Below are 22,654 nucleotides of genomic sequence, written 5' to 3'. Positions count from 1 at the left end.
TTTGGACGAGCAAGAGCCGGGCATGTGTGTGGCCTTGGATGGAGGACCGCGCGATGTCCGCCAATAACGAGGCTCCCCGACCTGTCCGAGGGATCAAGCTAAGGTTCAGCTCCAAATCCCCCGAGGGCGGAGCGTTCGGGACCATAATGTTGGCCACGCTCTATTGCGGAAAGCAGGCCATTTGGCACGACGCTGCGTTCCTGCCTTATAACCATATTGAGGTTTGGGAGGCTTTTTGGGAGTACGAGCCGCAAGTGTTTGGGAGCGCCAACAACGCCGAAGCGCGGCGAGAAATGATGAGAAACATGAAGGCACCTAGCAGCAAACCGTGGTGGCAGACATGAGCGCGACACAAGTGGGCTATGCCCGCACCTCCACCGCCGACCAGAAGGCCGGGCTTGAAGCCCAGCTTCGAGACCTGGAGGCGCACGGTTGCACCAAGGTTTTCCGCGAGGAGCTTTCCTCTGTGGCTGCCAAGCGGCCACAGCTAGAGGCAGCTCTTGAGTGGGTCCGTGAGGGGGACACGCTGGTAGTCACCAAACTGGACCGCCTGGCCCGCTCGGTGGCCGACCTCGTGGAAATCCAAGGCGTCCTTGCCAAGAAGGGCGTGGGACTTCGCATCATGTCGATGAGCCTAGACACCTCCACCCCAACCGGCAAGCTCATGGTCAATCTCTTGGGGTCAATCGCGGAGTTCGAGCGCGAGCTTATGCTTGAGCGCCAGCGTGAAGGCATCGCCAAAGCCAAGGCTGAGGGAAAGTATGCGGGAAGGCAGCCCACGGCCCGGCGCAAGGCTGAGGAGGTGATGAAGATGCGGGCAGAGGGGAAGTCTGCGAACGATATCACCAAAGCGCTAGGCATAAGTCGCGCGAGTGTATTCAGGATAGTTGCGGAGAACTCCGGTTGAGCTGCCGCATGTGCGTGCATTTGCTCGTGCTGCGATCTATCTTGCAGTGATGAACGATGAATACTTGCAGGCAGCGGTGCGAGCGGCGCGGAGGCAACTTGATAGGCTGCCGGATGCGCTCAGGTGGCTTGCACTGGATGCCAGCGGCAACGGGGTCTATGGCGGTACGCGGTTCTACTCCCTCACTGCCAATGCGATACGGGAACACTACAGGTCGGCTTGCCAAGAAGCATGCGGTGTCATTGTGCGGCTGGCGGGTCCATCGTCCCACGACTATGCGGATTCACTAGACCAAGTATTGGCAATGATGGCCCGGGAAGCATGCGAGGAGTTTCCCGCTTCGGGTGGGGCCTTCCACCGACGCGATGCCTCTTGGTTATCCAGGGACGTTGCCGAACTTAGGCTGGCGCTTCAGGCTGACCGCATGGGACTTATCGCAGACCTCCGCCTTGGGCTTTCGGAAGGGGTGACCATGACCGGACCGACAGTGAGCATCGATAACCGAGGCGGGGCCGCAGCTGTCGTGGTGGGGGATGGCAACTCGCAGAGGATTGAAGGGGGCCTGAAGGCCGGTGTCGGAATTGATGTGGCCGGGCTTCTACAGGTCCTTGAGTCCGTCCGCGCGGAGGTCTCCCAAGCGCCATTGACGGCTGACCAGCGAGCGGAAATCGAAGACGCCATTGTCTCTACAGAGCGCGAGGGGCAACACCACCAGCCCAGCCCCGGGCGGATCAAAAGGATGCTCCTTGGCCTAAATCGCCTAGCGAAGGAGCGCGGTCTCCCGATGGCAGAGAAGGTGGTGGAAGCGTTTCTCAAGTCGCTTGTCACCTGAGCGCCTATCCCCGAAAGCGCCTTAGCGCCCACATGATCGGGCCACCACTCCCCATCCGAAATGGCCTGTAGATCATGATGCGCGGGAGCCTGTCGCGGTCAACCTCGAAGGGCACAACACGGGCGGGCCTGTAGAGGCACCGCTTGCACCCGAAGCGCACCTCTTGGATGCCGCGCCCCGGCCCAGTGATCATCTCCACGTCCGTGGCCATGAAGTAAGCCGTAGCTCCGCACTGGCGCTCGACGCGCAGCAACATGACGTGGCGAGCGGCTTGTCCTACAGTTCGCATAGCTGGCGTCACGGAACAAAGTAGGAACAAAGTCCTTGCGGGGTCAATCCGGGTCATGGTATTCTGTGGGCATGAGCTAACGCAGGCAGTCCCAGCAGTCAGCTACGGCTACAGCAAGGGGCGGCATGCGCGGAGGAGGGCGGGAGAGTGACGCCACTGCAATATCTGGAGGAGATCGTCCTCCCCACAATCTCGGAGAGCCGTGACGACCCGGAGTCGCGCCGCAAGGCGTATCTTGCGGCCATCGTCACGCACCATATTGGCGACTACTTGAAGGCGGCAGGCGCGACAAACCCATGGGCTGCTGTTGAGCGCAGGGCAGGCGCAGCCGCGCGGGTGGTCAGAGCCGTGGCCAACGGGGCCAAGCACTCCGCTAATCCGCGTGACAAGAACACGGTTAGGTTTCAGGCTGGGTCTGACTACTTCCGGCCGTCTGCTGCGGCTGGCGCTATGGAATGCGGCAGCTCTGCACTCGGAGATGCCTTCGGACATATAACAGTGGAGGCTGAGGACGGCCTCTGGGTTCCGCTTATGGATTGCGTGCGAACGCTAGTCCACGCCTACGTAGGTGCCTACCACGCCGACCACTTTGGCGACTTCGCTACTTCTCGCCTACAGGGTCTAGAGTCACTGCCTGCGGAACTGGTTGGCTTCTAGGTTGGGCGCAGGGGATGGCCCCATGTTGGGTGTTTGCTTCGGCGCATGGAAGAATAACAAGCTCAATTCCAGAGCTTTGTATGACATTTATAAAATGCCTCACGTTAAGATTCGCACTTAGTGTAGATTTACTTTGACTTTGCTGTCTGGATAGTAGTAAGCAGGAGTTGCCCAACGCGCATGTTGGGCTTGTCAACCTAAGGATAATGGCCAGAGCCAACAGAACTGCCCATTTTGCTGCTTCTCCACTCATCACCCCGGAGCGTGTGAAGCTTGAAGCCAAGGCGATATTTAGCCTTGAGGTCCGCCCAACGTGGGTCAAGGGGATTGAACTGCTGAGCACCGACCCGGTATTTGATGGGGGAGGCGAGCCAACGGAAGCTGTTGTGTTGGTCGGGCGCAAGCATCTGCTCACCGTAACGGTGAACCTCTTTGCTATCGCCGCCCTCTACGAAATGACCCGCTTCGGCGGCATCCGTGTGGTGACCAATTCCAACCACGCAAAACAGCCTAGCATCTACGCCAAGATGTCATTCCCTGCCGAGCCGGGGCACTTGGTTTCCATCCGGCGCATCCTCTTTGATGCCAAGGGCCGGGAGATGACAAAGCCGCTGTGGCTGGAGCACGACTACAGCCCGGAGAGCACCCGCACGGAAGCCGATGGCCACCCGGAGCGGCAGTCGCGTTCAGTCGCAATGCTTCATGTCGAGCGGGAGGCGCACCAAAGGGCTCCGCGCGGCTTCAACGTGCCTGCCTATCTGGCCAACATCCGAGCCCTCTTTGCGGAAGTCGATAGGCTCCGCGACGGCATCGACGCCTAGCCCGCACCATCATCTGAGGACATCGAAGCGATGGACCAACAAGAGTTCGAGGCGCTTATGCGCCGCGCTGATGAGCGCATTCGTGATGAACAGCTCAAGGGCAAGCTGTCCCCATCGACCCCAACCACCCAAGCCCCCGACCAAGTGCCGGTCCAGCAGGAGGCTCCGCCGTTACAGCAGGCCCCCCAGTCCTTTACGGACAGCCCTGAAGCTCGGGCCGGCGTCGAGAAGTTCGTGGCGGCCCAGCAACGGGACCCCCTCCGCCAGTCCGAAGGCTCTCTAGCCCCGGCAGGCACCCCGGACCTGCTCGAAGCCGGCTTCACGGGAGCCCTTAAGGGCGTCTTCGAAACCAAGGACTTCCTCTTCGGGGAGCCCATGGAAAGCGAGAAGTCAAACTTCAGGACTTCCATTGAGGCCCGCGACAAGCAGCTTGACGACAAGAGCTTGGTCACCGGGTTCTCCTCGGGGATCGGCCAGTTTGCCATCGCCATGGTCGGCTTGGGCAAGGTGTCCTCTGTGGCCAAGGCTTTGCCGTGGTTCGGAAAGGGGCTCGGCGCTGTCATCTCGGCAGCCCCCAAGACGGCCGAAGTTGCCAAGGCGGCACTCGCCGGGTCCATCGCTTTTGACCCCCACGAGGAGCGGCTCAGCAACCTCATCCAAGAGACGCCAATGGCCAACCCGGTCAATGCGTGGCTCGCGGCCGATCCCAACGACAGTGCCGCCGAGGGCCGCATCAAGGCCGCCCTTGAGAGCATTGGCCTAGACGCCACCATCTTGGGCACCTTCATGGCCTCCACCAAGGCGTGGAAATGGCTGCGCATGGGGGATGCCGAGAAGGCGGGCGAAGAGATCACCAAGCTGGAGGCGGAGAAGGCTGCGGCCATTGAGCGACAGGCCGCAGAGGAAGGCGCTGAGGCTCCTACAGGGGCAACGGCGGTGGATGAGTCAGTGGCACCAGCAGAGGCGCAAAGCCTCCCCACGGGCTCCCCTGAGTCAACAGGAGGCATTCCGAATGGAGAACAAGCAGCCACCCCGAGTGGCGTTGATAGTGGGCAGCCCTCGGGCCTCGCTTCTGGCGTTGATCCCGCTGTTGCTCCAGCAGGCGGCTCCCCCGATCCAGCCCAGATCGTCCCCAGCACCGCAGCAGCCAAAGCCGCCGACGATGTCGTAACGGGTCCCGCCCAGCCCCGCATCCGGCTCTCCGACGAGAACACCGAGGAGGTCCTCAAGGGCCTTGAAGCCGATGCCGATGCAGTCGAGAAGTTCGGCGGCTGGTATGATGCCATTGAGGGCGGCCATGTGTTCGGCCGAGGCGAGGGGGTCCCCTACGCCAAGCTCAACATGCCCAGCGACGTGGACGACTTCATGGCCCGCGTTGTGGATGTCGCAGAGGAGCGCCTGGACAGGCTCAAGGGCGGCGCTGTGGTGGGTGATGAGAAGCTCTCCAAGGTCGCCCATCAGATGGCCCGGCTGTACAACTCCGACCCCGCCCAGGTCATCGGCATGGTGCAGCAGGCGGGCAAGGAGGCTGCCTCAATGGTGGCCAAGATGGAGGCTGGATATCTCGTCTCCAACCGCATGTTTCAGGACACCTACGCGCTCGCCGTCCGAATCAAGATGGGCGACTTCGCGGAGTTCGGCAGCCGTGTGGCGGCCCAGGCGGAACTCAAGAAGCGCATGTCCTTGGCTGCCTCGGTGTACGGCGCAGCGAGGAGCATGACTTCTGCCTCGGGCCGGTCCATGCGCCGCATGCGGATGGAGTTCAAGGTGGACCCCGAGGCTGTTGTTGCGCTCAATGCGATGGAAGCGGGCAAGCTTACGGAGGTGCTTGTCGCTACCGAGGGCAACACCCGGAACATGGCCAAGGTGGTCAATCCGGGTTGGTGGGCAAGGACACAGGATTGGGGCAGCTTCCTCCTCATCAACAATCTGGTGTCCGGCCCCAAGACTCACCTCACCAACCTCGTCACGAACACCATGATGGTGACTTTGCGGCCCATGGAGCGGGTCCTTGGGTCGGCCTTGGGAGCGGCACGCGGTCAGCACCAAGAGCAGCGGATTTTCAATGAGTCCCTCAAGCAATACGTCTATCTCGGCAGCGCCTTCGTGGAGGGCTTCGGGCTGGCTCGAAAAGCGTTCCTCCAAAATGACAGCGTGTTGGCTCCGCATGCCACCGAGCTTTACCGGGGCAACCAGGCAGCTCGGGCCGCGATGGCAGGCGGGAAGCTGAAGCCGTGGACCAGCCCGGGGAACATTCTGAGCAACGCCCTAAGGGTGGCGGCGGCTGGTGTCGGGCTGCCGACCCGCTCACTCGGCTTCGTGGATGAGGCGGTCAAGCAGACAGTCTATCGCTCAAAGGTGATGGCTCGGGCCCATGTTGCTGCCATGGAGGAGGGCGTAGGGGCTGGCTTGGCGGGCGATGAGCTGGCCGCCTTCATCAAGAGCTACGCCCGGGGCAAGCTCGACGTGGCCTTTGATGAGCAGGGGCGGGGTCTGGATGCGGAGGCCCTGCGGGAAGCCCAGGTGGCAACTTTCCAACAGGAACTCCTTCCCAACACTCTCGGCAAGTGGGTCCAGTCGGGCGTTGAGCAGCACCCGTGGATGCGCCTCATGCTGCCCTTCGTGAAAACGCCCACGAACATCATGCGGTACGGCTGGAAGCTGACCCCGGGGCTCAACCTGCTTCAGCAGGAGTACCGCGAGATGCTCAAGGGGGCCATGGGGCCGGAGCTTAAGGCCCAGGCTACAGGCCAAATGATGATGGGGGGTCTATTCATGGGCTCTGCCGCCTTCCTCGTCTCGCAAGGGACAATTACCGGGGGCGGTCCACGAGACTACAAGATGGCTCAGGAGCTTAAGGCCACCGGCTGGCAGCCTTATTCACTTGTCGTTGAGCAGGCCGAGGGCTCCAAGACTTATGTGCCGCTAGACCGGATGGACCCCATGGTCCTGCCTTTCGGCATCATGGCCGACCTTATGGACGCGCTGTATGCACTAGAGGGAGAGGAGACCCCTGAGCTAGGCGCAGCTATAGGTGGGTTGCTGGTCGCTGTGTCCCGACAGTTCACCGACAAGACCTATCTCACGGGTGTGGGGCAGGTGCTTGAGGCGCTCATGCAGCCCGAAGGCAATCGCCTCAAGTCATGGGCGAACAACACAGCTTCCAACTTTGTGCCGTTCTCCGGCGCTCTCCGCCAGATGAACCCTGACCCACATCTCCGGCAGGCTCGCGAGCTTACGGACAAGCTCATGGCCACCATCCCGGGGCTCTCGGAGAACCTGCCTGCCCGCTACAACGCGTGGGGTGACCCGCTGCGCCGTGTCGGCCTGTGGTCCAGCGACGAGGACCAGCTCGTGGACCGCGAGATGCAACGTCTGTTGGTCGAGACGGGGGTGGCGATCACTGCACCTCAGCCCGTCCATGATGGCGTAGACCTCCGGGACCTCACGCTGTCGGACGGGGGCAACGCCTACGAGCGTTATCAGCAGTTGGCCGGGCACCCTCCCAAGGGGCTGCCACTAAAAGCCATGGTCGCCAAGCGCATGGCCTCGCGAACCTATCAGCTTGCCCCAGACGGCCCAATGGACGTGAAGGGCACCAAGCTGTGGCTGCTTCATCCTGTTATCGATGCGTACCGAAAGAGAGCCAAGCAAATGCTCAAGCGAGACCCCGTGGTCCGCGATGCGTTCCGCGCCGATGAGCTTAAGGTCCGTGCCCAATGGAAGGCCAACAAGGCGGCAGCCGGGCAGCAGAGCCCAATGAAGAAGTTGGGGTCTTCCTTCGGGGTGGACTTAGGCAAGCTCTGAGACGGCATGAGGGCCGCACCGCGTCGGCGCGGCTCTCCACCCTCCTGACACCACAAATGGAGAATGACCGTATGAACATCCATGCCAACCTTTCCCATCTCCCGCTGCCCATGTGGACGCCCGGGGACGCCCCCGAGTTGCACCCGATGTGGGAGACGGAGGTTGAGCTTGAACGCGGTATGATGCGGGCTGGCGCTGACAAGATGCGCGACCGTGTGATTATCGCAGAGAGCCGTGGCCAGATGACCCGCATAAACGCCGTGCGGGGTCTGCTCACTGACTGGCTGCCTGGTGTAGCCGACGCCATCAAGTCATGGGTCAAGGACGTGGAGAGGTCGCGCGGCGTGAAGCCGATAGCCCTTCCTTACGTCAAGGCGATGGACCCGCATGTTGCAGCATTAATTGCCCTGCGAACCGTTCTCAACGGCATCGCCCGGGACGGTAGCAAGTTGGTCGGGGTGGCAATGGAAATCGGGTACACCGCCGAGCACGAGCAGCAGGTCCGGCATTGGGAGGCCACTGAGCCCGCCCTGTATCACCACTATCGGGAGGAGATGGACAAGAACAAATCCACTCCCACGCATCGCCGCCGCGTGAACATCAACAGGTTCAATCACCTGCTTTCGCTGGGTGATACCGCCCTCCAGTGGGTCCCGTGGAGCGAAGACGTTCGCTTTCGTGTTGGGGTCGCATTGCTGGACTGCCTAATCCGCAAGACCGGATGGTTTGAGCTTCAGCCCGACCCGAACCACACCTATTCCGGCCGTGGCAGGTTCAAGGGTCCCCAGCTCATAGTTGCGGCAAAGGAGGGGTTCACCAAGTGGCTGAGCAATGCCCTTGATGCTGCCGAGGTCGGCTCGCCAGAGCATAGACCTACCGTTATGCCACCCAAACGCTGGCGCAACACGTGCGCCGAGCGGGGGGGCTATTGGACGCCCTACGTTCGCACCCCGCATGCTGGAGCACGCGGAAGCCTGCAAGGTGGCCCGAGAGCTGGGCGCACCTCGCCCGGCCGCAGACCCCCAGACCGAGAAGGAAATCGTTGCGTGGAAGCGCAAGGCCTCCCCGGTCTACAGGTTCAACGCCAAGCGCCTGTCCAAGATGCGGGCCACCTCCACCACGATCCTTGTCGCGCAGGAGTACGCTGGCTTTGACGCCATCTACTTCCCGCACATGCTGGACTTCCGTGGGCGCATCTATCCCATCCCCAACTTCTTGCAGCCCCAAGGCTCCGACCTTGCGCGGGGTCTACTGACCTTTGCGGAGGGCCTTCCGATCACCGAGGAGAATGGTGGTTCGGGCTGGCTGGCAATCCAACTGGCCAACTCATGGGGCAACGACAAGGTGTCCTTTGAGGAGCGCATTGCGTGGGTTGAAGAGCGTGAGGCGCAGTGGCGGCGCATCGCGGAGGACCCCATGGCCAACACGGAGTGGATGGTCACCGAGGGGCCCAACAAGGTGGACAAGCCCTTCCAGGCGCTCGCCGCCATCTTCGAGTGGGTGGACTTCCTCAACGAGGGCTATGGGTTCATCTCCAAGCTCCCGGTGATGGTGGACGGCACCTGCAACGGCATCCAGCACCTAAGCGCCATCCTGCGTGACGAGGTGGCGGGTCGGTACGTCAACCTCATCCCGAGCGACAGGCCGCAGGATATCTACAAGGTGGTCGCCACCGGCACCTCGTTGCAGGACGGTGAGGAGGAGACAGAGACCGACCGCATTGCGCAGGAAGCCGTGCTCGGCCTACAGCACACCCTTGAGCGCATCGAGGCGGCGGGCGGCATAGAAGGCGAAAAAGCCTCCTATTGGCTGGAGCTGTGTGACCGCAATCTCCCCCGCACCCTCACCAAGAGGCAGGTCATGGTGCTTCCGTATGGCGGCACCAAGGACAGCTTCTTCACCTACACCCGGAAATGGCTGGACGAGTTCGACCCAGCGCCGGAGCCTTCAGACGACGAGATGCCCAACGCCGCCCAGCTCGCAGTCTTCGAGGCGAACGGCGTGGCTCTCATTGATGGCGACGAGAAGCCGCGCAAGCTGGACGACCTGGAGCGGGACCTCCGCACCAAGCGCATCGTCTTCCTTGCGGCCCACCTCTGGGACACCGTCAATCAGGTGGTCCACAGCGCTATGGCCGTGATGAAGTGGCTTCAGGACTGCGCCAAGGCGGTCGCTGTAGCTAACCAGCCGATCTACTGGACGGTGCCCTCGGGCTTCGTCGTCCGTCACTTCTACGGCCTGGACCGCTCCATCAAGTGTGAGCTGATGCTCGACGGCGAGCGGGTTGTAGTGACGCGCAACGAGAAGACAGCTCAGCTCTCCACCAAGGAGCAGACGCAGGGCATAGCGCCCAACTTCACGCACTCGCTTGATGCGTCGTGCTTGGTGGATTGTGCCGGCCGCTGCCGCAAGGCGGGCATTGAGGAGTTCGCCTCAGTGCATGATGCCTACGGAACCCACGCGGCGAACATGGGGGCGCTCGCGGTGTTCCTGCGTGAGGCCTTCGTGGCAACCCATGAAGTTGACGTGTTGGCGAACTTCCGGGCGGACTGCCAAAGGGTGCTGGTGGACTGGCTTGTGGTGACCGAGGGCATGGACCCGCTTGAAGCCAGCGAAAAAGGCGGACGAAATGTTGCCCGAACCGCTGGAGAAAGGGCGGCTGGACCTGAGCCTTGTACTGGAGAGCGACTACTTCTTCGCCTGACCGATCCTAATAGCCCATACTATGTGCAGGGGGGGCCTCCGGGCTGCCTATAGTGATGTAGACCCCTGCCTCCCCATCACCCTCGGAAGGTCACTTGATGCTCGATCTTGTGGCCCTCCTCCATGCGCTCCCTTGGGTTCCCGTGATGCTGGCTAGTTGGAGGCAGGCTTCCTTTAGGTCTGTCCTCCAAGCCTCCTACTTGGCCACCTCAATGCCCACCCGCATGGTATTCCCTCGGGTTCACCACTAGGCCCACCCTCCGGCTCTGCACCATGTTTCTGACCACCCCTCTGGCCCAATGGCAGCACTCTGCGGGCATCAAGGGGCCTAGGGGAGGGAGGGGGAGGATACCGACCGATAGAGAAAGGCCTTAGGCAGGCGCACAGGGGCGAGCACAAGAATGGCCACAGCAAACCCTCCCGCGCGAGATACCATCGGTGGCGTGCTTCTAGGTCACCTTGCGCATAGGGGCCGCGAAACGGTGTGCGCGAACCAACCGACATTGGGGCTTTCCTCAGGAGGGCTCTTTGGTAAGACTAACAGTAAGCTAGGGGAGAGGATCGATGCCAAGTCGCGAGTTTCTACAAGAATTTCCGCTTTATAGGCGCTTCTCTATGTTGGTGCCTAATTGCGCAGAAGACATCCCCAGGCCACGAATCAACCACCACTGCCCGGACTGCAAATCCGAGCAGACGTTCGTCATGCTCAATGAGTACTTTGAGGTTGGCCGCATCGTGAATGCCGAAACCTGGGGAGAGGTCTACCGGCTGCAGTATGCCTGCGTTGGCTGCCAAGAGTTCGAAATCTACTTCATGATCAAGGTGGCTAAAGATGGTCGCTCCGTTATGAAGATTGGCCAACTCCCCGCATGGAGTGTCAAGGGGGACCCAGCTGTTGAGACGCTTTTGGGGGCACACAAGGACTATCTCAGCAGGGCGCTGGTGTCAGAGTCTCAAGGCTACGGAATTGGCGCTTTTGCGTACTATCGGCGCATCGTTGAAGAGATAATTGATTCCTTACTGGCCGACGTTGCCGATTTGATCGGCCCTGAGGAAAGGGAAAAGTATCTGGCTGCGCTCTCGTCCGCCTCCCGAACACGGGTCACCGCAGAGAAAATCGAGATCGTAAAGGACCTGCTTCCACCCATCCTCAGGCCCGAGGGCATGAATCCGCTGAAGACGCTTCACGAAACGCTGAGCGAGGGGCTCCATGCGGAAAGTGAGGAACGATGCCTAGAGCTTGCAATGGAGGTCCGGGAGATTTTGGTATTCCTTGCGACGCAAGTTGCCATTTCGCGGACGGCTGCGCGATCATTTACATCAAACATGCGGTCCCTCTTGGAAAAGAAGTCAGTGCGCTCTCAACCTGCAAAATCCTAGGTGCGCGTAATCGTGAACCTAGGGAACTTCGCCATGGCATCCTGCTGCGCCCTAAGCGTCACCCCGCAGATGGCATCAAGCACGCATCCGCAATGCCTGCCTCACGACTCGGTGTCTTGAAGAGGTGACGCCATGCGTGGTTGGGGGGCCACGTCCTTGTCCGTCGCCACCTCCCGCGCGAACCCCCTTAGGTGGCTCTTCGCGCTTCAGTTTGCAGATTGTTGGGGCACCGCCGTGGGGCACCATGCTTCGCGACCTTCCTAAGAAGCGCAGCAAAATCAGCTATTTATGGAGTCAAAAAGACAATGGCGGAGAGGGAGGGATTCGAACCCCCGATGGGCTTGCACCCATGCCGCATTTCGAGTGCGGTGCATTCGACCACTCTGCCACCTCTCCGCGGATGTGATCGGCCGTTACCGGCGCGGCGCACTAGATAACGGCTCATCGGTCATCGCACAAGGCCAAATATGGCTGCGATGTCGTATCTTTTCAGCCGGCTTGAATCTGCCAGCGGGACGCTGCGTCAGTTCACTCGAAAATGCCGTCGCGATGGCGCCAGGGCGGGCGTTGTTCGACGTTCTGGCTGCAATTCGGTCTCGTTCCCGGTGGAAGAGCGTGACAGTCGGATGATTTAGCCCGGTGCCTTTTGGCTCGAAACCGGACCTGCCTTCGACAAGCGCGGCGCGCAGCTTCAACAACATGATGTGTTCCTTGTGGCGTCGCTGGATCGACGGCGGCTGACGCCCGTGCCGTCGGCCAGTTGTCTGGCCTTGCTGGCGGCTGTATCTGAGGTGGTCTTCCTGGGCGCGCCCATTGCGCCTGCATCGGGCAGTGATGCCCGGTTGCGGCCGGATGGCGGCATTTTGGCGAGTGTTCGCCTTGACTCCTCGGCAACCTTCGGTTACGGGACGCCTGCATTCGGCGTGGAGGGTTCTCTGCGCCGCTTGTTTTTTGAACCCGAAACGACTGACAAAAAGACGGCCCGGACCGCCCAGGTGGTTCAACAAGGCCGACCGAACAGCGAAAGGCATAAAATGTTCGCAGTCATCAAAACGGGCGGCAAGCAGTACCGCGTCGCCGCCAATGATGTGATCAAGATCGAGAAGGTCGCCGGTGCAGCCGGTGAGACCGTGGAATTCGTCGAAGTGCTCGCCGTTGGCGAGGGCGACAAGGCCGAGATCGGCGCGCCCTTCGTGGCCGGCGCCGTGGTTACGGCGGAAGTGGTGGAACAGGGTCGCGCCGCGACCGTCATCGCTTTCAAGAAGCGTCGTCGCCAGAACTCGCGCCGCAAGCGCGGCCATCGCCAGCACCTCACCACGGTGCGGATCGCCGAGATCCTGACGGGCGGTGCCAAGCCTTCGAAGAAGGCAGCGGCGAAGACCGAAGCTGCGGCTGAAGAAGCCGCTGAGAAGCCCGCGAAGAAGGCAGCGCCGAAAAAGGCTGCAGCCGTCGCGGAATCAGAGTAATAGAGCGACTGAAGGAGAACATCCATGGCACATAAAAAAGCTGGCGGTTCGTCGCGCAACGGTCGCGATTCAGAGTCGAAGCGCCTTGGCGTGAAGAAGTTCGGCGGGGAAGCAGTGATTCCCGGCAACATCATTATTCGTCAACGCGGCACCACCTGGCATCCCGGCGTCAACGTCGGCATGGGCAAGGATCATACCCTTTTTGCTCTCGAAGCAGGTGCAGTGTCGTTTGCCAAGAAAGCCAATGGCCGAACCTACGTGTCGGTAAATCCGATGCTCAAGGCCGCGGAGTAGCCGGTTCCGCACTACAACACCGGCGCCCCATCTCGGGAACCGGTGTCTGGCCAAGCCAGGAAAAGGATCAGGGGAGATGGGTCGCCATCTCCCCTTTTTCTTTGCCTGGAGGACAAAAATGGTTGCCGAGAAGGAAGACTACGAAGACGAAAGGCTGTCGATAGACTGCCCCATATTGCTGACGGAGCGGCTGGTTTTGCGACCGCCGCACGAGGACGACATCCCCGAACTGGTGCAGCTTGCCGACAACCGCCACGTTGCCGAAATGCTGTCGCGCATGCCGCACCCCTATGGCGAGGCCGAGGCTCGCGCCTTCCTTTCCATGGCACGGGCCAAGCGTGGCGGCGGTGTCGTCTATGCGATCACCCTTGCCGACAGCGGCGCCTTCGTCGGTTCGGCCGGCCTCAACGCCACCGACCGTGGCCTCGAGCTCGGCTACTGGATCGGCGAGCCCTACTGGAAGCATGGCTACGCCACCGAGGCTGCGCATGCGCTGGTCGATCTCGCTTTCCGCGCGACCGACACCAATGTGCTCAACGTCTCGTGCCGGGTCATCAACCCGACGTCGCGACGCGTCATCCACAAGTGCGGCTTCCAGTATGCCGGCCAAGGCATGGTGAATTCGATCGTCGCAGGCCAGGTGCCGGTCGAGCGCTATCGCCTCGACCGCAAGACCTGGGCGAGCCTCCGGTCGTGGGCGCGCTTCTGAGATGTCCATAGTGCTGCGCGTCCAATCGGACGCGCATGGGACGCTGTGGCACTTCGGATCATGCGCTCAGGCCAGCTCGACCCATACCGGCTGGTGATCGGAGCCGTCCGCGTCGATGTCGATGCGGATGGACGTCACCTTCGCCGCAAGGTCGGCCTGGACGAAGACGTAGTCGATAAGGCGGGTTTTTTCCGGATGGGTCGTGTCGCTCCAGGAGGCCGACCCGTCCGGGACGCCACCCGCCAGCGCATAGGCGTCTACGGGGTGATGGGCGACGATCTGGGGACCCTCCACCGGATCGGGCGCGCCGGTCATGATGAGGTGCTCGGGAGAGCCCCGTACCATGTTGAAGTCGCCCATCAACACGAATTCCTCGGGGCTGGGGAGCTCGGGGAAACCGTATTCGGCAGCGCCTGTTATGGCGCCGCCTTCCATTGCAAAGGCGTAGACCCGCTCTTTCAGGTGACGGATCTGCGCTATCCGTTCCTCCTGACTGACATGGTCGACATGTACCGAATAGATGCGCAGCGGGCCGGAGGGCGCCATGACAAGCGCTTCCAGTGCCGAGCGCTGCAGGTTGCCGCGGCTGATGCGCCGGCTGCGCGGCAGAAGCAGATTGCGCGAGGCCACAATCGGCCAGCGCGACAGCACCATGTTACCGAATTGCAGGCGCTTGTTTGCCGGCTTTCCATCGTCGCCGAGCATGCCGAAGTCGATGTCCATGGCGACGCCGTAGACATGGAAGTAGTCGGGCAGCAGTTTTGCCAGCCCGTCGACCATATCGGCCATGTTGTTGCGCATGAAGTTGCGGGTCACTTCCTGCAACGCGACGATGTCGGCGCCGTCGATGGTGCTGGCAATGCGCTCGAGATCGTAGCGCCCGTCGCGGCCGACGCCGTATTGCGTGTTGTAGGTGACCAGCTTCATCCGGTTCGTCTCCCTATGCCGCATGGCGTCCGCGCCAATCCGCTCTCGCCCTTCGCTGCGCCTTGCGTTATGGCAGAAGCGCCGCAACAACCAAATAAGCAATAGAAGACGAACAGTGCGATGAAATTTCTCGATCAAGCCAAGGTTTACATCCGCTCCGGAAACGGCGGCGCGGGTGCTGTGTCGTTCCGGCGCGAAAAATTCATCGAGTTCGGCGGCCCTGATGGCGGCGACGGTGGCCGTGGCGGTGACGTCTGGCTGGAGGTGGTCGACGGGCTGAACACGCTGATCGACTATCGTTATCAGCAGCACTTCAAGGCGCAGACCGGCATTCACGGCATGGGCCGCAACATGACCGGTGCCAAGGGGGCAGACATCACGCTCAAGGTGCCTGTTGGCACGCAGGTCTATGAAGAAGACAACGAGACGCTGATCTGCGACCTGACTCAGGTCGGCCAGCGTTACCTGCTGGCGAAGGGCGGCAATGGCGGCTTCGGCAACCAGCATTTCAAGACCTCGACCAACCAGGCGCCGCGCCGCGCAAATCCCGGCCTCGAAGGCCAGGAAATGTGGGTCTGGCTCAGGCTCAAGCTGATTGCCGACGCTGGTCTCGTCGGCCTGCCCAATGCCGGCAAGTCGACCTTTCTCGCCTCGGTCACGGCGGCAAAGCCCAAGATCGCCGACTATCCCTTCACCACGCTGCATCCGGGCCTGGGCGTTGCCCGCATCGATGCCCGCGAATTCGTCATCGCCGACATTCCCGGCCTGATCGAGGGCGCGCATGAAGGTGTCGGCATCGGTGACCGCTTCCTCGGCCACGTCGAGCGGACGCGGGTGCTGCTGCATCTGGTTTCGGCGCAGGAAGAGAACCCGGGCAAGGCCTACAAGATCGTGCGCGGCGAGCTCGAAGCCTATGGCCACGGGTTGACCGACAAGATCGAGATCGTGGCGCTGTCGCAGGTCGATACGCTCGATCCCGATGCGCGCAAGAAGAAGGTCGCTTCGCTGAAGCGCGCCGCTGGGCGCGCCCCGATCCTGCTTTCGGCCGTTACCCGCGAGGGCATCGAAGAGACGCTGCGCGCACTGATGAGCATCGTCGAGGAAGCGCGCCAAGCAAGCGGCGACGTCGCCCCCTCCGACGCACGCTGGACGAAGTAGGCCTAGAAATGACGATCCCTTCGCTGCGGACCTACAAGCGCATCACCGTCAAGATCGGCTCGGCGTTGCTGGTCGACCGATCGAGCGGCCTCAAGCGCGAATGGCTGGCCTCGATGGCCGACGACATCGCGACGCTGACCGAGGCCGGAGCCGACGTGCTCGTCGTCTCGTCGGGCGCCATCGCGCTCGGTCGTACCATTCTGGGGCTTGGCAAGCGGGCGCTGAAGCTCGAGGAGAGCCAGGCGGCTGCGGCCGTCGGGCAGATCGAGCTTGCCGGCGCCTGGTCGGACGCGCTCGGGCGCAAGGGGCTGAAGTCGGGCCAGATCCTGGTGACGCTCGGCGATACCGAGGAGCGCCGGCGCTACCTCAATGCGCGGGCGACGATCTCGACTTTGCTCAAGATGAATGCCGTGCCCGTCATCAACGAGAACGACACGGTCGCCACCACCGAAATCCGCTATGGCGACAACGACCGCCTGGCGGCCCGCGTCGCAACGATGATGGGCGCCGACCTTCTGGTGCTGCTCTCCGACATCGACGGGCTCTACACCGCACCTCCCGCACATGACCCGAACGCCAAGTTCATTCCGGTCGTCGATCGTATCACGCCCGACATCGAGGCGATGGCGGGGGCTGCCGCTTCCGAGCTGTCGCGCGGCGGCATGCGCACCAAGCTCGATGCCGGCAAGATCGCCACCGCCGCGGGCACCGCGATGATCATCACCGCCGGCACGCGGCTGTCGCCGCTGATGGCGATCGAACGTGGCGAGCGTGCCACCTATTTCCGCCCGAGCGGCAATCCGGTGAAGGGCTACAAGACCTGGATCGCCGGCCAGCTCGACCCGGCCGGCCGATTGACCGTCGATGCCGGTGCAGTGGGCGCCCTGTTGCAGGGCAAGTCGTTGCTGCCCGCCGGGGTGAAGCTGGTCAGCGGCAACTTTTCGCGCGGCGACACGGTGGCGATCCTGTCGCCAGAAGGCCGCGAGATCGCGCGTGGACTGGTTGCCTATGACGCTGCGGATGCCGTAAGGATCGCTGGGCTGAAATCGACCGAGATCGAGACCGTGCTCGGCTACGAGGCGCGGTCGGCGATGATCCACCGCGATGATCTGGTGGTCAGCCATGCGGACGCGGTGGTGCAGGCGGAAGGGTGAGGACATGCTGAAGGCGCACGAGAGCCAGGATACGGCGCGGCTGATGGCCGAGATCGGCCACAAGGCCCGGACTGCAGCGCGCCCACTCGCCGTTGCCAGCGCCGAGCGCAAACATGCCGCGCTCATCGGCATGGCCGATGCCATCCTCCGCCGCCAGGACGAAATTCTCGACGCCAACGCCACCGACGTGAAGAACGGCGAGGAAGCCGGCATCAGCGGTTCGTTCATGGACCGCCTGAGGCTGACGCCGGGCCGCATCCGCGACATGGCTGACGGTATCCGGGCGATTGCCGATCTCAGGGATCCTGTCGGTGAAATCATCGCCGAATGGGATCGCCCCAACGGCCTGCATATCGAGCGCGTGCGCACGCCGCTTGGCGTCATCGGCGTGATCTATGAAAGCCGCCCCAATGTGACGGCGGATGCCGGCGCGCTGTGCCTCAAGGCCGGCAACGCGGTGATCCTTCGTGGCGGTTCGGATTCGCTCAATTCGTCGCTGGCGATCCATGCCTGTCTCGTCGAGGGCCTGAAGTCGGCCAACCTGCCCGAGGATGCGATCCAGCTGGTGCCTGTGGCCGACCGCGCCGCCGTCGGCGAAATGCTCAAGGGCCTGTCGGGCAACATCGACGTGATCGTGCCGCGCGGCGGCAAGAGCCTTGTCGAGCGCGTGCAGACGGAGGCGCGGGTACCTGTATTCGCCCATCTCGAGGGCATCTGCCATCTCTACATCGACAAGTCGGCCAAGCTCGACATGGCGGTGGCGATCGCAGTCAACGCCAAGATGCGCCGCACAGGCATCTGCGGTGCTGCCGAGACGCTGCTGGTCGACCGCGCGGTCGCCTCGACCCACCTGGTGCCAGTGCTGGAAGCGCTGCGGGCGGCAGGTTGCGAAATCCACGCCGACGAAGACGTGCTCGCCGCTTTTGCCGACGCACAGGCTGCGACCGATGCCGACTGGTCGACGGAATATCTCGACGCCATCATCTCGGCCAAGCTGGTCGACGGCATCTCGGGCGCCATCGAGCATATCGAGACATTCTCCTCGCACCACACCGAGGCAATCGTCGCCGAGGATGCCAAGGTAGTGGAGCGCTTCTTCAACGAGATCGACTCGGCGATCCTGCTGCACAACGCCTCGACCCAGTTCGCCGACGGCGGTGAGTTCGGTATGGGCGCCGAGATCGGCATCGCCACTGGCAAGATGCACGCCCGTGGCCCGGTCGGAGTGGAGCAGTTGACCTCTTTCAAGTATCGCGTGCGCGGCAACGGACAGCTCAGGCCGTGATCAGGCATATCGGGCTGGTGTGACGGCTTTGCGCGCAATCACCCCCCTCTGCCCTGCCGGGCATCTCCCCCTCAAGGGAGGAGATTTGTTGACATACCTGCTTTCGCCAAACTTTGGCGTGGATGTTGCTGAGGTAACAGCCACGCTGCCGGCAGAGGGGGGCGCCTAGCACCATGCTCTCCCCACTGGATTCGCCAATTTCCCAAAAATACCTCCGTATGCCGCATGCCATGAAAGGCATGCAGGTCGGGCTGTTCGGCGGGTCGTTCAATCCGCCTCACGCTGGCCATGGGCTCGTTGCCGAGATCGCCATGCGCCGCCTGCAGCTCGACCAGCTGTGGTGGATGGTCACGCCAGGCAATCCGTTGAAGAGCACGCGCGAGCTGGCGCCTCTGGCCAGGCGCATCGAGCTGTCCGAGGCGGTTGCCAAGGACCCGCGCATCAAGGTGACCGCTTTCGAGGCGAGTTATAATGTGCGCTACACCGCCGACACGCTGGCGCTGATCAAGGCGCGCAATCCGGGTGTCGATTTCGTCTGGATCATGGGGGCAGACAATCTCCGCGATTTCCATCGCTGGCAGCGCTGGCGGCAGATCGTCATGACCTTCCCGATTGCCGTCATCGACCGGCCGGGGGCGACGCTGTCGTTCCTGTCGTCGGTGGTTGCCAAGACCTTCGACTATGCGCGGGTGGATGAGGGCGATGCGCCGTTGCTGGCGCGGATGAAGGCCCCTGCCTGGACCTTCATCCACGGGCCGCGTTCCCTGCTGTCGTCCACGGCGCTCAGGAACGGGACCGCCAAGGACAAGTCCTAGAGGTTCATGCAACTCCAGGCGGATGGTGCGATGCACTTTTCCCGGACTGACTTAGCTCTTGATCGGGATCCAGATTTCGTAGCCGCCATAGCCTGTCGCCGCGTCAAAGCTCTCCGGATAGAATTCAAAATTGGGGCCGTCGGCGGCTTCGTGCCCGGAAGCCGGCAGCCACTTGCACCACACCGTGTGGATGATGCGCCGGATCATCGAAATATGGTCGGTGGTGGCGAATACGGCATAGCGCTGTGGCGGTATGCGAAGACGCGTGAATTCTGGCGTCAGATCCGCAAAACTCTCAACCTCGACGCCCGCGATGTATTCGAAACTGTCGTCGTCGAAATTGCAGCAAACACCATATCCGAAACAGTTCTTCTGGCCCGGCACGCTGCCGAAATGAGGGCCGAAGCGCTGCCAGAGCGATGGAATCGCGAGACTGGTCTCGCTTGTGTAGCGATCGCCGAAGCCGGCGATGAGCAAGGGGCCGCCATCGACAAAGCGCGGCGGGGCCAGGTTTTCGACGAAGGTGTCGTCCATCTTGAGAAGCTCCAGGCATCGGGTCTGTGAAACGGAGCCATTGGCACGCACCTCCTCGGGGGTCTGCCCGAAGCGGTCGCGAAAGGCCCTGGTGAATGCCTCATGCGAGCCGTAGCCGGAGTCGATGGCGACAGCGAGGATGTCAGGTGCGCCTTTGGCCAGCGCGTGCGCCGCATCCATCAGGCGACGGGCCCTGATATAGCCCATGACCGAATGGCCGGTGGCGGCGGCGAAGGCGCGTGACATGTGGAAACGCGAGACCCCGCCAGCCGTGGCGATGTCGTCGAGCCCTATGTCCTTGAAGTAGTGGCTCTCGATGTACCAGATGGCTTTCTGAACAGGGGTCATCGTTGTTTCCGGCATGAGGACGCTCCCGATATGCCTGCTTGCGGGACGGCCCATTTGATCGCGCTTGCTGCCGGGGCGGTGTTTCGCACGAAAAGCCATGCCCGGAAATGCATCGGCCGCGCGTTTGAGCCAGCGCGGGCAATTTGGCAATCCAGCACGGTACATGTCGCAATTGCAGCCGTGGAAAAGCTCCGATCTGGCGACACTGGCGCATGAACAAGCGAGACGATGCGGCAGCAGCAGGCGACGAGGGCGAGCGAACGCCGGCGATCGCCGTCGCCGGCGTGATCCTGGCCATGGCGCTGGTCGCCGTCGGCAACGGCCTGATGTTTGGTTACATCCCCGTCAGCCTCGGTGCGTCCGGCTATGCGCCGGCCTGGGCGGGCACGATGCTGACCGGCCTTTCGGCCGGCGGACTAGCCGGCTGTCTGCTCACCGGAATGCTGGTCCGCCGGGTCGGCCATGCGCGCGCCTACATGGTGTTTTCCGCCCTCATCGTGCTCTCGAACGTCGCGGTTGCGGCCGGCACCTTCCCGCTCATCTGGATCGCGGCGCGTGTGCTCTATGGCTTCGCCATCTGCGGTCTGTTCATCGTTTCCCAAAGCTGGCTCAACGATGCGGTGGGCAACGACATCCGCGGCCGGGTCATGGCGATCTTCTACGTCGCCTATGTCGTCGGCCTCGGCGTCGGGTCGTTTCTCCTCCGTTTCGTCGACATCGCAACTGCGCAGGCCCCACTGCTCTGCGTCGCCTTCGCCGCCATCTCCATCCTGCCCGTAGGCCTGACCCGCCTGCGCCAGCCGTTGCCGCCGCTGGCCGCGTCGGTGGCGTTGGTGCGTGCGTGGCGCATCTCGCCTGTCGGCGTCGCCGGCATGCTCGCCGTCGGCGGCCTGTCGATGATGATCGCCGGCTTTGCCCCGATCCATGCGACGGCTAGCGGCTTCACCCAGCAGCAGGTTGCAACGCTCTTGTTTGCAATGCCGCTCGGCACGCTTCTGTTCCAGATTCCGTTTGGCTGGATTTCCGATCGTACCGACCGGCGATATGTGCTTGTGGCGGCAGGGTTACTCGTGGTCGTTGCCGGCCTTGCTGCCGGCCGGTTCGACGGCAGTGCGCTGCCGATCATGGTTGCGATCTATGTCGTGTGGAGCGGGGCAAGCGAGTCGATCTATTCGCTGTCGAGCGCGCATGCCAGCGACCGCGCTCACAAGGACGATCTCGTCGCCTTGTCGAGCAGCATGCTGTTTGCCTGGTCGCTGTCCGGCTTCATCGTTCCCGGACTCGGCACCATACTGACGGCCATCTACGGCACCCAGGCCTTCATGTATGTTGCAATCGTCATTGCCGCCGCCTACACGCTGTTCGTACTCTGGCGGTTGCGCAGGGTTCGGGCTGTTCCGGCTGATGAGACCGGGGCATTCTCGCCGAGGGCGGCACAGGTTCCGCCGTCGATCGAACCCTAGCCGGCGCAGCAATAAGCCGCCATTGGCAGGTGTTTGGCGGGCCTTGTCTTGAAACTGTCGCCCAACTCTGCCTATCTAAATGATGTCACCCGAGTCCTGGGTGATTTGGTTGTTCTTGTCGGAAAGGAAAGACACTGAGAACAGCACTACGGAAGAAGGCGGAAGTCATGCCTTCGCCGGCCGGGATAGGCGAATTCGACGCCGTTGCCCGCGCCCTCAAGACGGTCCTTGCCAGTCTGGAAGACTCCAAGGCCGAAGAAATCGTCTCCATCGACATCAGGGGCAAATCGAGCCTGGGCGACCACATGGTCATCGCCTCGGGTCGTTCGCATCGTCATGTCGCAGCGGTTGCCGATCATCTCCTCAAGGCGCTGAAGGATGCCGGTCTCGGCAATGCCCGCGTCGAGGGGCTGTCGGGCGCCGACTGGGTGCTGATCGATTCAGGCGATATCATCGTCCACGTCTTCCGCCCCGAAATCCGCGAGTTCTACAACATCGAGAAGATGTGGCAGACACCGGATCTCGAGGAAGAAACGGTTCACTGAACCGTTCGACCTAGAGGATGAAGGTCTGGATACATGCCGTGGGCCGGATGAAATCCGGCCCCGAGAAGGAACTTGCCGACCGCTATCTCGACCGTTTCGCCAAGAGCGGAGGGCCGTTGGGGCTGGACTTCGGCGGCGTTACCGAGATTGCCGAAAGTCGCGCCCGCGATGTCGATGAGCGGCGGCGCGAGGAAGGGGACAGGCTGAGGGCGCAGCTCGCGCCCGGCACGGCGCTCATCCTGCTCGACGAACGCGGCAAGAACCTTTCCTCCCAACAGTTTTCCGACAAGGTCGCCGCAATGCGCGATGGTGGCCAGCGTGGGCTGATGATCGCCATCGGCGGTCCTGACGGCCATGACGAGGCACTGCGCAACGAGGCTCAGCTGCTGATCTCTTTCGGTGCCGCCACCTGGCCGCACCAGATGGTCCGCATCATGCTGGGCGAGCAGCTCTATCGCGCTTCGACGATCCTTTCGGGGCATCCCTACCATCGGGCATGACATCGGGCGCTGCCGCAGCGGAAGGGCCGCGCGGCCCGAAATTCGACAAAAAGGCGCAGC

General features: G+C 62.4%; 20 protein-coding genes and 1 tRNA gene. 17 read left to right on the top strand and 4 right to left on the bottom strand.

Features of this window, described 5'->3' with window-relative positions:
- The first annotated feature begins 340 nt into the window (after nt 1-340).
- The 7 genes from B015_RS0123050 (at nt 341) to B015_RS32280 (ending at nt 11,396) form a co-directional block, all read left to right on the top strand.
- Entirely contained in the window at nt 341-907 is a 567-nt protein-coding gene (locus tag B015_RS0123050; protein ID WP_018430107.1) for a recombinase family protein, read from the top strand.
- Between the two features lie 424 nt (nt 908-1,331).
- Nucleotides 1,332-1,739, top strand: a complete 408-nt coding sequence (locus B015_RS33415) for a hypothetical protein (RefSeq protein WP_198292875.1) — start codon at nt 1,332-1,334, stop codon at nt 1,737-1,739.
- Nucleotides 1,740-2,891: 1,152 nt separating this feature from the next.
- Nucleotides 2,892-3,506 (top strand): hypothetical protein, encoded by a 615-nt coding sequence (locus tag B015_RS0123030; protein WP_018430103.1) that lies wholly within the window; start codon nt 2,892-2,894, stop codon nt 3,504-3,506.
- 30 nt (nt 3,507-3,536) lie between these two features.
- Nucleotides 3,537-7,313, top strand: coding sequence for a hypothetical protein (locus tag B015_RS31465; RefSeq protein ID WP_018430102.1), 3,777 nt, complete (start codon nt 3,537-3,539; stop codon nt 7,311-7,313).
- Nucleotides 7,314-7,384: 71 nt separating this feature from the next.
- Complete coding sequence (locus B015_RS33920; protein ID WP_040456359.1) at nt 7,385-8,467, top strand: hypothetical protein; 1,083 nt, start codon at nt 7,385-7,387, stop codon at nt 8,465-8,467.
- Nucleotides 8,415-10,070, top strand: coding sequence for a DNA-directed RNA polymerase (locus B015_RS0123015; protein ID WP_026227624.1), 1,656 nt, complete (start codon nt 8,415-8,417; stop codon nt 10,068-10,070). Before B015_RS33920 ends, B015_RS0123015 begins: the two co-directional genes overlap by 53 nt.
- 510 nt (nt 10,071-10,580) lie before the next feature.
- Nucleotides 10,581-11,396, top strand: coding sequence for a hypothetical protein (locus B015_RS32280; protein ID WP_157632816.1), 816 nt, complete (start codon nt 10,581-10,583; stop codon nt 11,394-11,396).
- 306 nt (nt 11,397-11,702) lie between these two features.
- Here B015_RS32280 and B015_RS0123005 read toward each other — a convergent pair.
- Both B015_RS0123005 and B015_RS33410 read right to left on the bottom strand, forming a co-directional pair.
- Nucleotides 11,703-11,792: transfer RNA gene (locus B015_RS0123005), tRNA-Ser, on the bottom strand.
- Between the two features lie 17 nt (nt 11,793-11,809).
- The gene (locus B015_RS33410; RefSeq protein ID WP_157632815.1) at nt 11,810-12,097 is read right to left on the bottom strand and encodes a hypothetical protein; all 288 of its coding nucleotides are present in this window, start codon (nt 12,095-12,097) and stop codon (nt 11,810-11,812) included.
- 333 nt (nt 12,098-12,430) lie between these two features.
- Between B015_RS33410 and rplU the strand changes: the two genes are divergently transcribed.
- The 3 genes from rplU to B015_RS0122990 all read left to right on the top strand — a co-directional run bounded on the left by rplU (nt 12,431) and on the right by B015_RS0122990 (nt 13,865).
- Nucleotides 12,431-12,862, top strand: coding sequence for a 50S ribosomal protein L21 (rplU, locus tag B015_RS0123000; protein WP_018430100.1), 432 nt, complete (start codon nt 12,431-12,433; stop codon nt 12,860-12,862).
- A 24-nt stretch (nt 12,863-12,886) separates the two neighbouring features.
- Nucleotides 12,887-13,156, top strand: coding sequence for a 50S ribosomal protein L27 (gene rpmA, locus B015_RS0122995; RefSeq protein WP_018430099.1), 270 nt, complete (start codon nt 12,887-12,889; stop codon nt 13,154-13,156).
- Between the two features lie 118 nt (nt 13,157-13,274).
- The gene (locus B015_RS0122990; protein ID WP_018430098.1) at nt 13,275-13,865 is read left to right on the top strand and encodes a GNAT family N-acetyltransferase; all 591 of its coding nucleotides are present in this window, start codon (nt 13,275-13,277) and stop codon (nt 13,863-13,865) included.
- A gap of 66 nt (nt 13,866-13,931) precedes the next feature.
- Here the strand turns inward: B015_RS0122990 and B015_RS0122985 are convergent, their stop codons facing one another.
- The gene (locus B015_RS0122985) at nt 13,932-14,792 is read right to left on the bottom strand and encodes an endonuclease/exonuclease/phosphatase family protein (protein ID WP_018430097.1); all 861 of its coding nucleotides are present in this window, start codon (nt 14,790-14,792) and stop codon (nt 13,932-13,934) included.
- Nucleotides 14,793-14,912: 120 nt separating this feature from the next.
- Between B015_RS0122985 and obgE the strand changes: the two genes are divergently transcribed.
- The 4 genes from obgE (at nt 14,913) to B015_RS0122960 (ending at nt 19,204) form a co-directional block, all read left to right on the top strand.
- On the top strand, nt 14,913-15,950 hold the full coding sequence (obgE, locus tag B015_RS0122980) for a GTPase ObgE (RefSeq protein ID WP_018430096.1): 1,038 nt from the start codon (nt 14,913-14,915) through the stop codon (nt 15,948-15,950).
- Between the two features lie 14 nt (nt 15,951-15,964).
- The gene (gene proB, locus B015_RS0122975; RefSeq protein ID WP_085941132.1) at nt 15,965-17,104 is read left to right on the top strand and encodes a glutamate 5-kinase; all 1,140 of its coding nucleotides are present in this window, start codon (nt 15,965-15,967) and stop codon (nt 17,102-17,104) included.
- A 4-nt stretch (nt 17,105-17,108) separates the two neighbouring features.
- Entirely contained in the window at nt 17,109-18,389 is a 1,281-nt protein-coding gene (locus tag B015_RS0122970) for a glutamate-5-semialdehyde dehydrogenase (protein WP_018430094.1), read from the top strand.
- 218 nt (nt 18,390-18,607) lie between these two features.
- Entirely contained in the window at nt 18,608-19,204 is a 597-nt protein-coding gene (locus B015_RS0122960; RefSeq protein ID WP_018430093.1) for a nicotinate-nucleotide adenylyltransferase, read from the top strand.
- A gap of 51 nt (nt 19,205-19,255) precedes the next feature.
- Here the strand turns inward: B015_RS0122960 and B015_RS0122955 are convergent, their stop codons facing one another.
- On the bottom strand, nt 19,256-20,086 hold the full coding sequence (locus B015_RS0122955; RefSeq protein ID WP_026227622.1) for an AraC family transcriptional regulator: 831 nt from the start codon (nt 20,084-20,086) through the stop codon (nt 19,256-19,258).
- A 212-nt stretch (nt 20,087-20,298) separates the two neighbouring features.
- Between B015_RS0122955 and B015_RS0122950 the strand changes: the two genes are divergently transcribed.
- The 3 genes from B015_RS0122950 (at nt 20,299) to rlmH (ending at nt 22,594) form a co-directional block, all read left to right on the top strand.
- Nucleotides 20,299-21,549, top strand: coding sequence for an MFS transporter (locus B015_RS0122950; RefSeq protein WP_018430091.1), 1,251 nt, complete (start codon nt 20,299-20,301; stop codon nt 21,547-21,549).
- 167 nt (nt 21,550-21,716) lie between these two features.
- Nucleotides 21,717-22,094 carry a ribosome silencing factor gene (rsfS, locus tag B015_RS0122945; RefSeq protein ID WP_018430090.1) on the top strand — a complete coding sequence of 126 codons (378 nt, stop codon included), beginning with the start codon at nt 21,717-21,719 and terminating at the stop codon, nt 22,092-22,094.
- A 17-nt stretch (nt 22,095-22,111) separates the two neighbouring features.
- On the top strand, nt 22,112-22,594 hold the full coding sequence (gene rlmH, locus B015_RS0122940) for a 23S rRNA (pseudouridine(1915)-N(3))-methyltransferase RlmH (protein WP_018430089.1): 483 nt from the start codon (nt 22,112-22,114) through the stop codon (nt 22,592-22,594).
- Nucleotides 22,595-22,654: the final 60 nt, after the last annotated feature.

Origin of the sequence: Hoeflea sp. 108 (assembly GCF_000372965.1) — a bacterium.
In the GTDB taxonomy this organism is placed as follows: Bacteria; Pseudomonadota; Alphaproteobacteria; order Rhizobiales; family Rhizobiaceae; genus Aminobacter.
Note: the sequence above shows the minus strand (reverse complement) of the source record. Positions and strands in the feature narration are given on the sequence as shown.

Bases quoted from the DNA above. Each gene is read 5' to 3' on its own strand.
- B015_RS0123050 (WP_018430107.1), top strand. From the start codon at position 341: ATGAGCGCGACACAAGTGGGCTATGCCCGCACCTCCACCGCCGACCAG.
- B015_RS33415 (WP_198292875.1), top strand. From the start codon at position 1,332: ATGGGACTTATCGCAGACCTCCGCCTTGGGCTTTCGGAAGGGGTGACC.
- B015_RS0123030 (WP_018430103.1), top strand. From the start codon at position 2,892: ATGGCCAGAGCCAACAGAACTGCCCATTTTGCTGCTTCTCCACTCATC.
- B015_RS31465 (WP_018430102.1), top strand. From the start codon at position 3,537: ATGGACCAACAAGAGTTCGAGGCGCTTATGCGCCGCGCTGATGAGCGC.
- B015_RS33920 (WP_040456359.1), top strand. From the start codon at position 7,385: ATGAACATCCATGCCAACCTTTCCCATCTCCCGCTGCCCATGTGGACG.
- B015_RS0123015 (WP_026227624.1), top strand. From the start codon at position 8,415: ATGCGGGCCACCTCCACCACGATCCTTGTCGCGCAGGAGTACGCTGGC.
- B015_RS32280 (WP_157632816.1), top strand. From the start codon at position 10,581: ATGCCAAGTCGCGAGTTTCTACAAGAATTTCCGCTTTATAGGCGCTTC.
- B015_RS33410 (WP_157632815.1), bottom strand. From the start codon at position 12,097: ATGTTGTTGAAGCTGCGCGCCGCGCTTGTCGAAGGCAGGTCCGGTTTC.
- rplU (WP_018430100.1), top strand. From the start codon at position 12,431: ATGTTCGCAGTCATCAAAACGGGCGGCAAGCAGTACCGCGTCGCCGCC.
- rpmA (WP_018430099.1), top strand. From the start codon at position 12,887: ATGGCACATAAAAAAGCTGGCGGTTCGTCGCGCAACGGTCGCGATTCA.
- B015_RS0122990 (WP_018430098.1), top strand. From the start codon at position 13,275: ATGGTTGCCGAGAAGGAAGACTACGAAGACGAAAGGCTGTCGATAGAC.
- B015_RS0122985 (WP_018430097.1), bottom strand. From the start codon at position 14,792: ATGAAGCTGGTCACCTACAACACGCAATACGGCGTCGGCCGCGACGGG.
- obgE (WP_018430096.1), top strand. From the start codon at position 14,913: ATGAAATTTCTCGATCAAGCCAAGGTTTACATCCGCTCCGGAAACGGC.
- B015_RS0122970 (WP_018430094.1), top strand. From the start codon at position 17,109: ATGCTGAAGGCGCACGAGAGCCAGGATACGGCGCGGCTGATGGCCGAG.
- B015_RS0122960 (WP_018430093.1), top strand. From the start codon at position 18,608: ATGCCGCATGCCATGAAAGGCATGCAGGTCGGGCTGTTCGGCGGGTCG.
- B015_RS0122955 (WP_026227622.1), bottom strand. From the start codon at position 20,086: ATGACCCCTGTTCAGAAAGCCATCTGGTACATCGAGAGCCACTACTTC.
- B015_RS0122950 (WP_018430091.1), top strand. From the start codon at position 20,299: ATGAACAAGCGAGACGATGCGGCAGCAGCAGGCGACGAGGGCGAGCGA.
- rsfS (WP_018430090.1), top strand. From the start codon at position 21,717: ATGCCTTCGCCGGCCGGGATAGGCGAATTCGACGCCGTTGCCCGCGCC.
- rlmH (WP_018430089.1), top strand. From the start codon at position 22,112: ATGAAGGTCTGGATACATGCCGTGGGCCGGATGAAATCCGGCCCCGAG.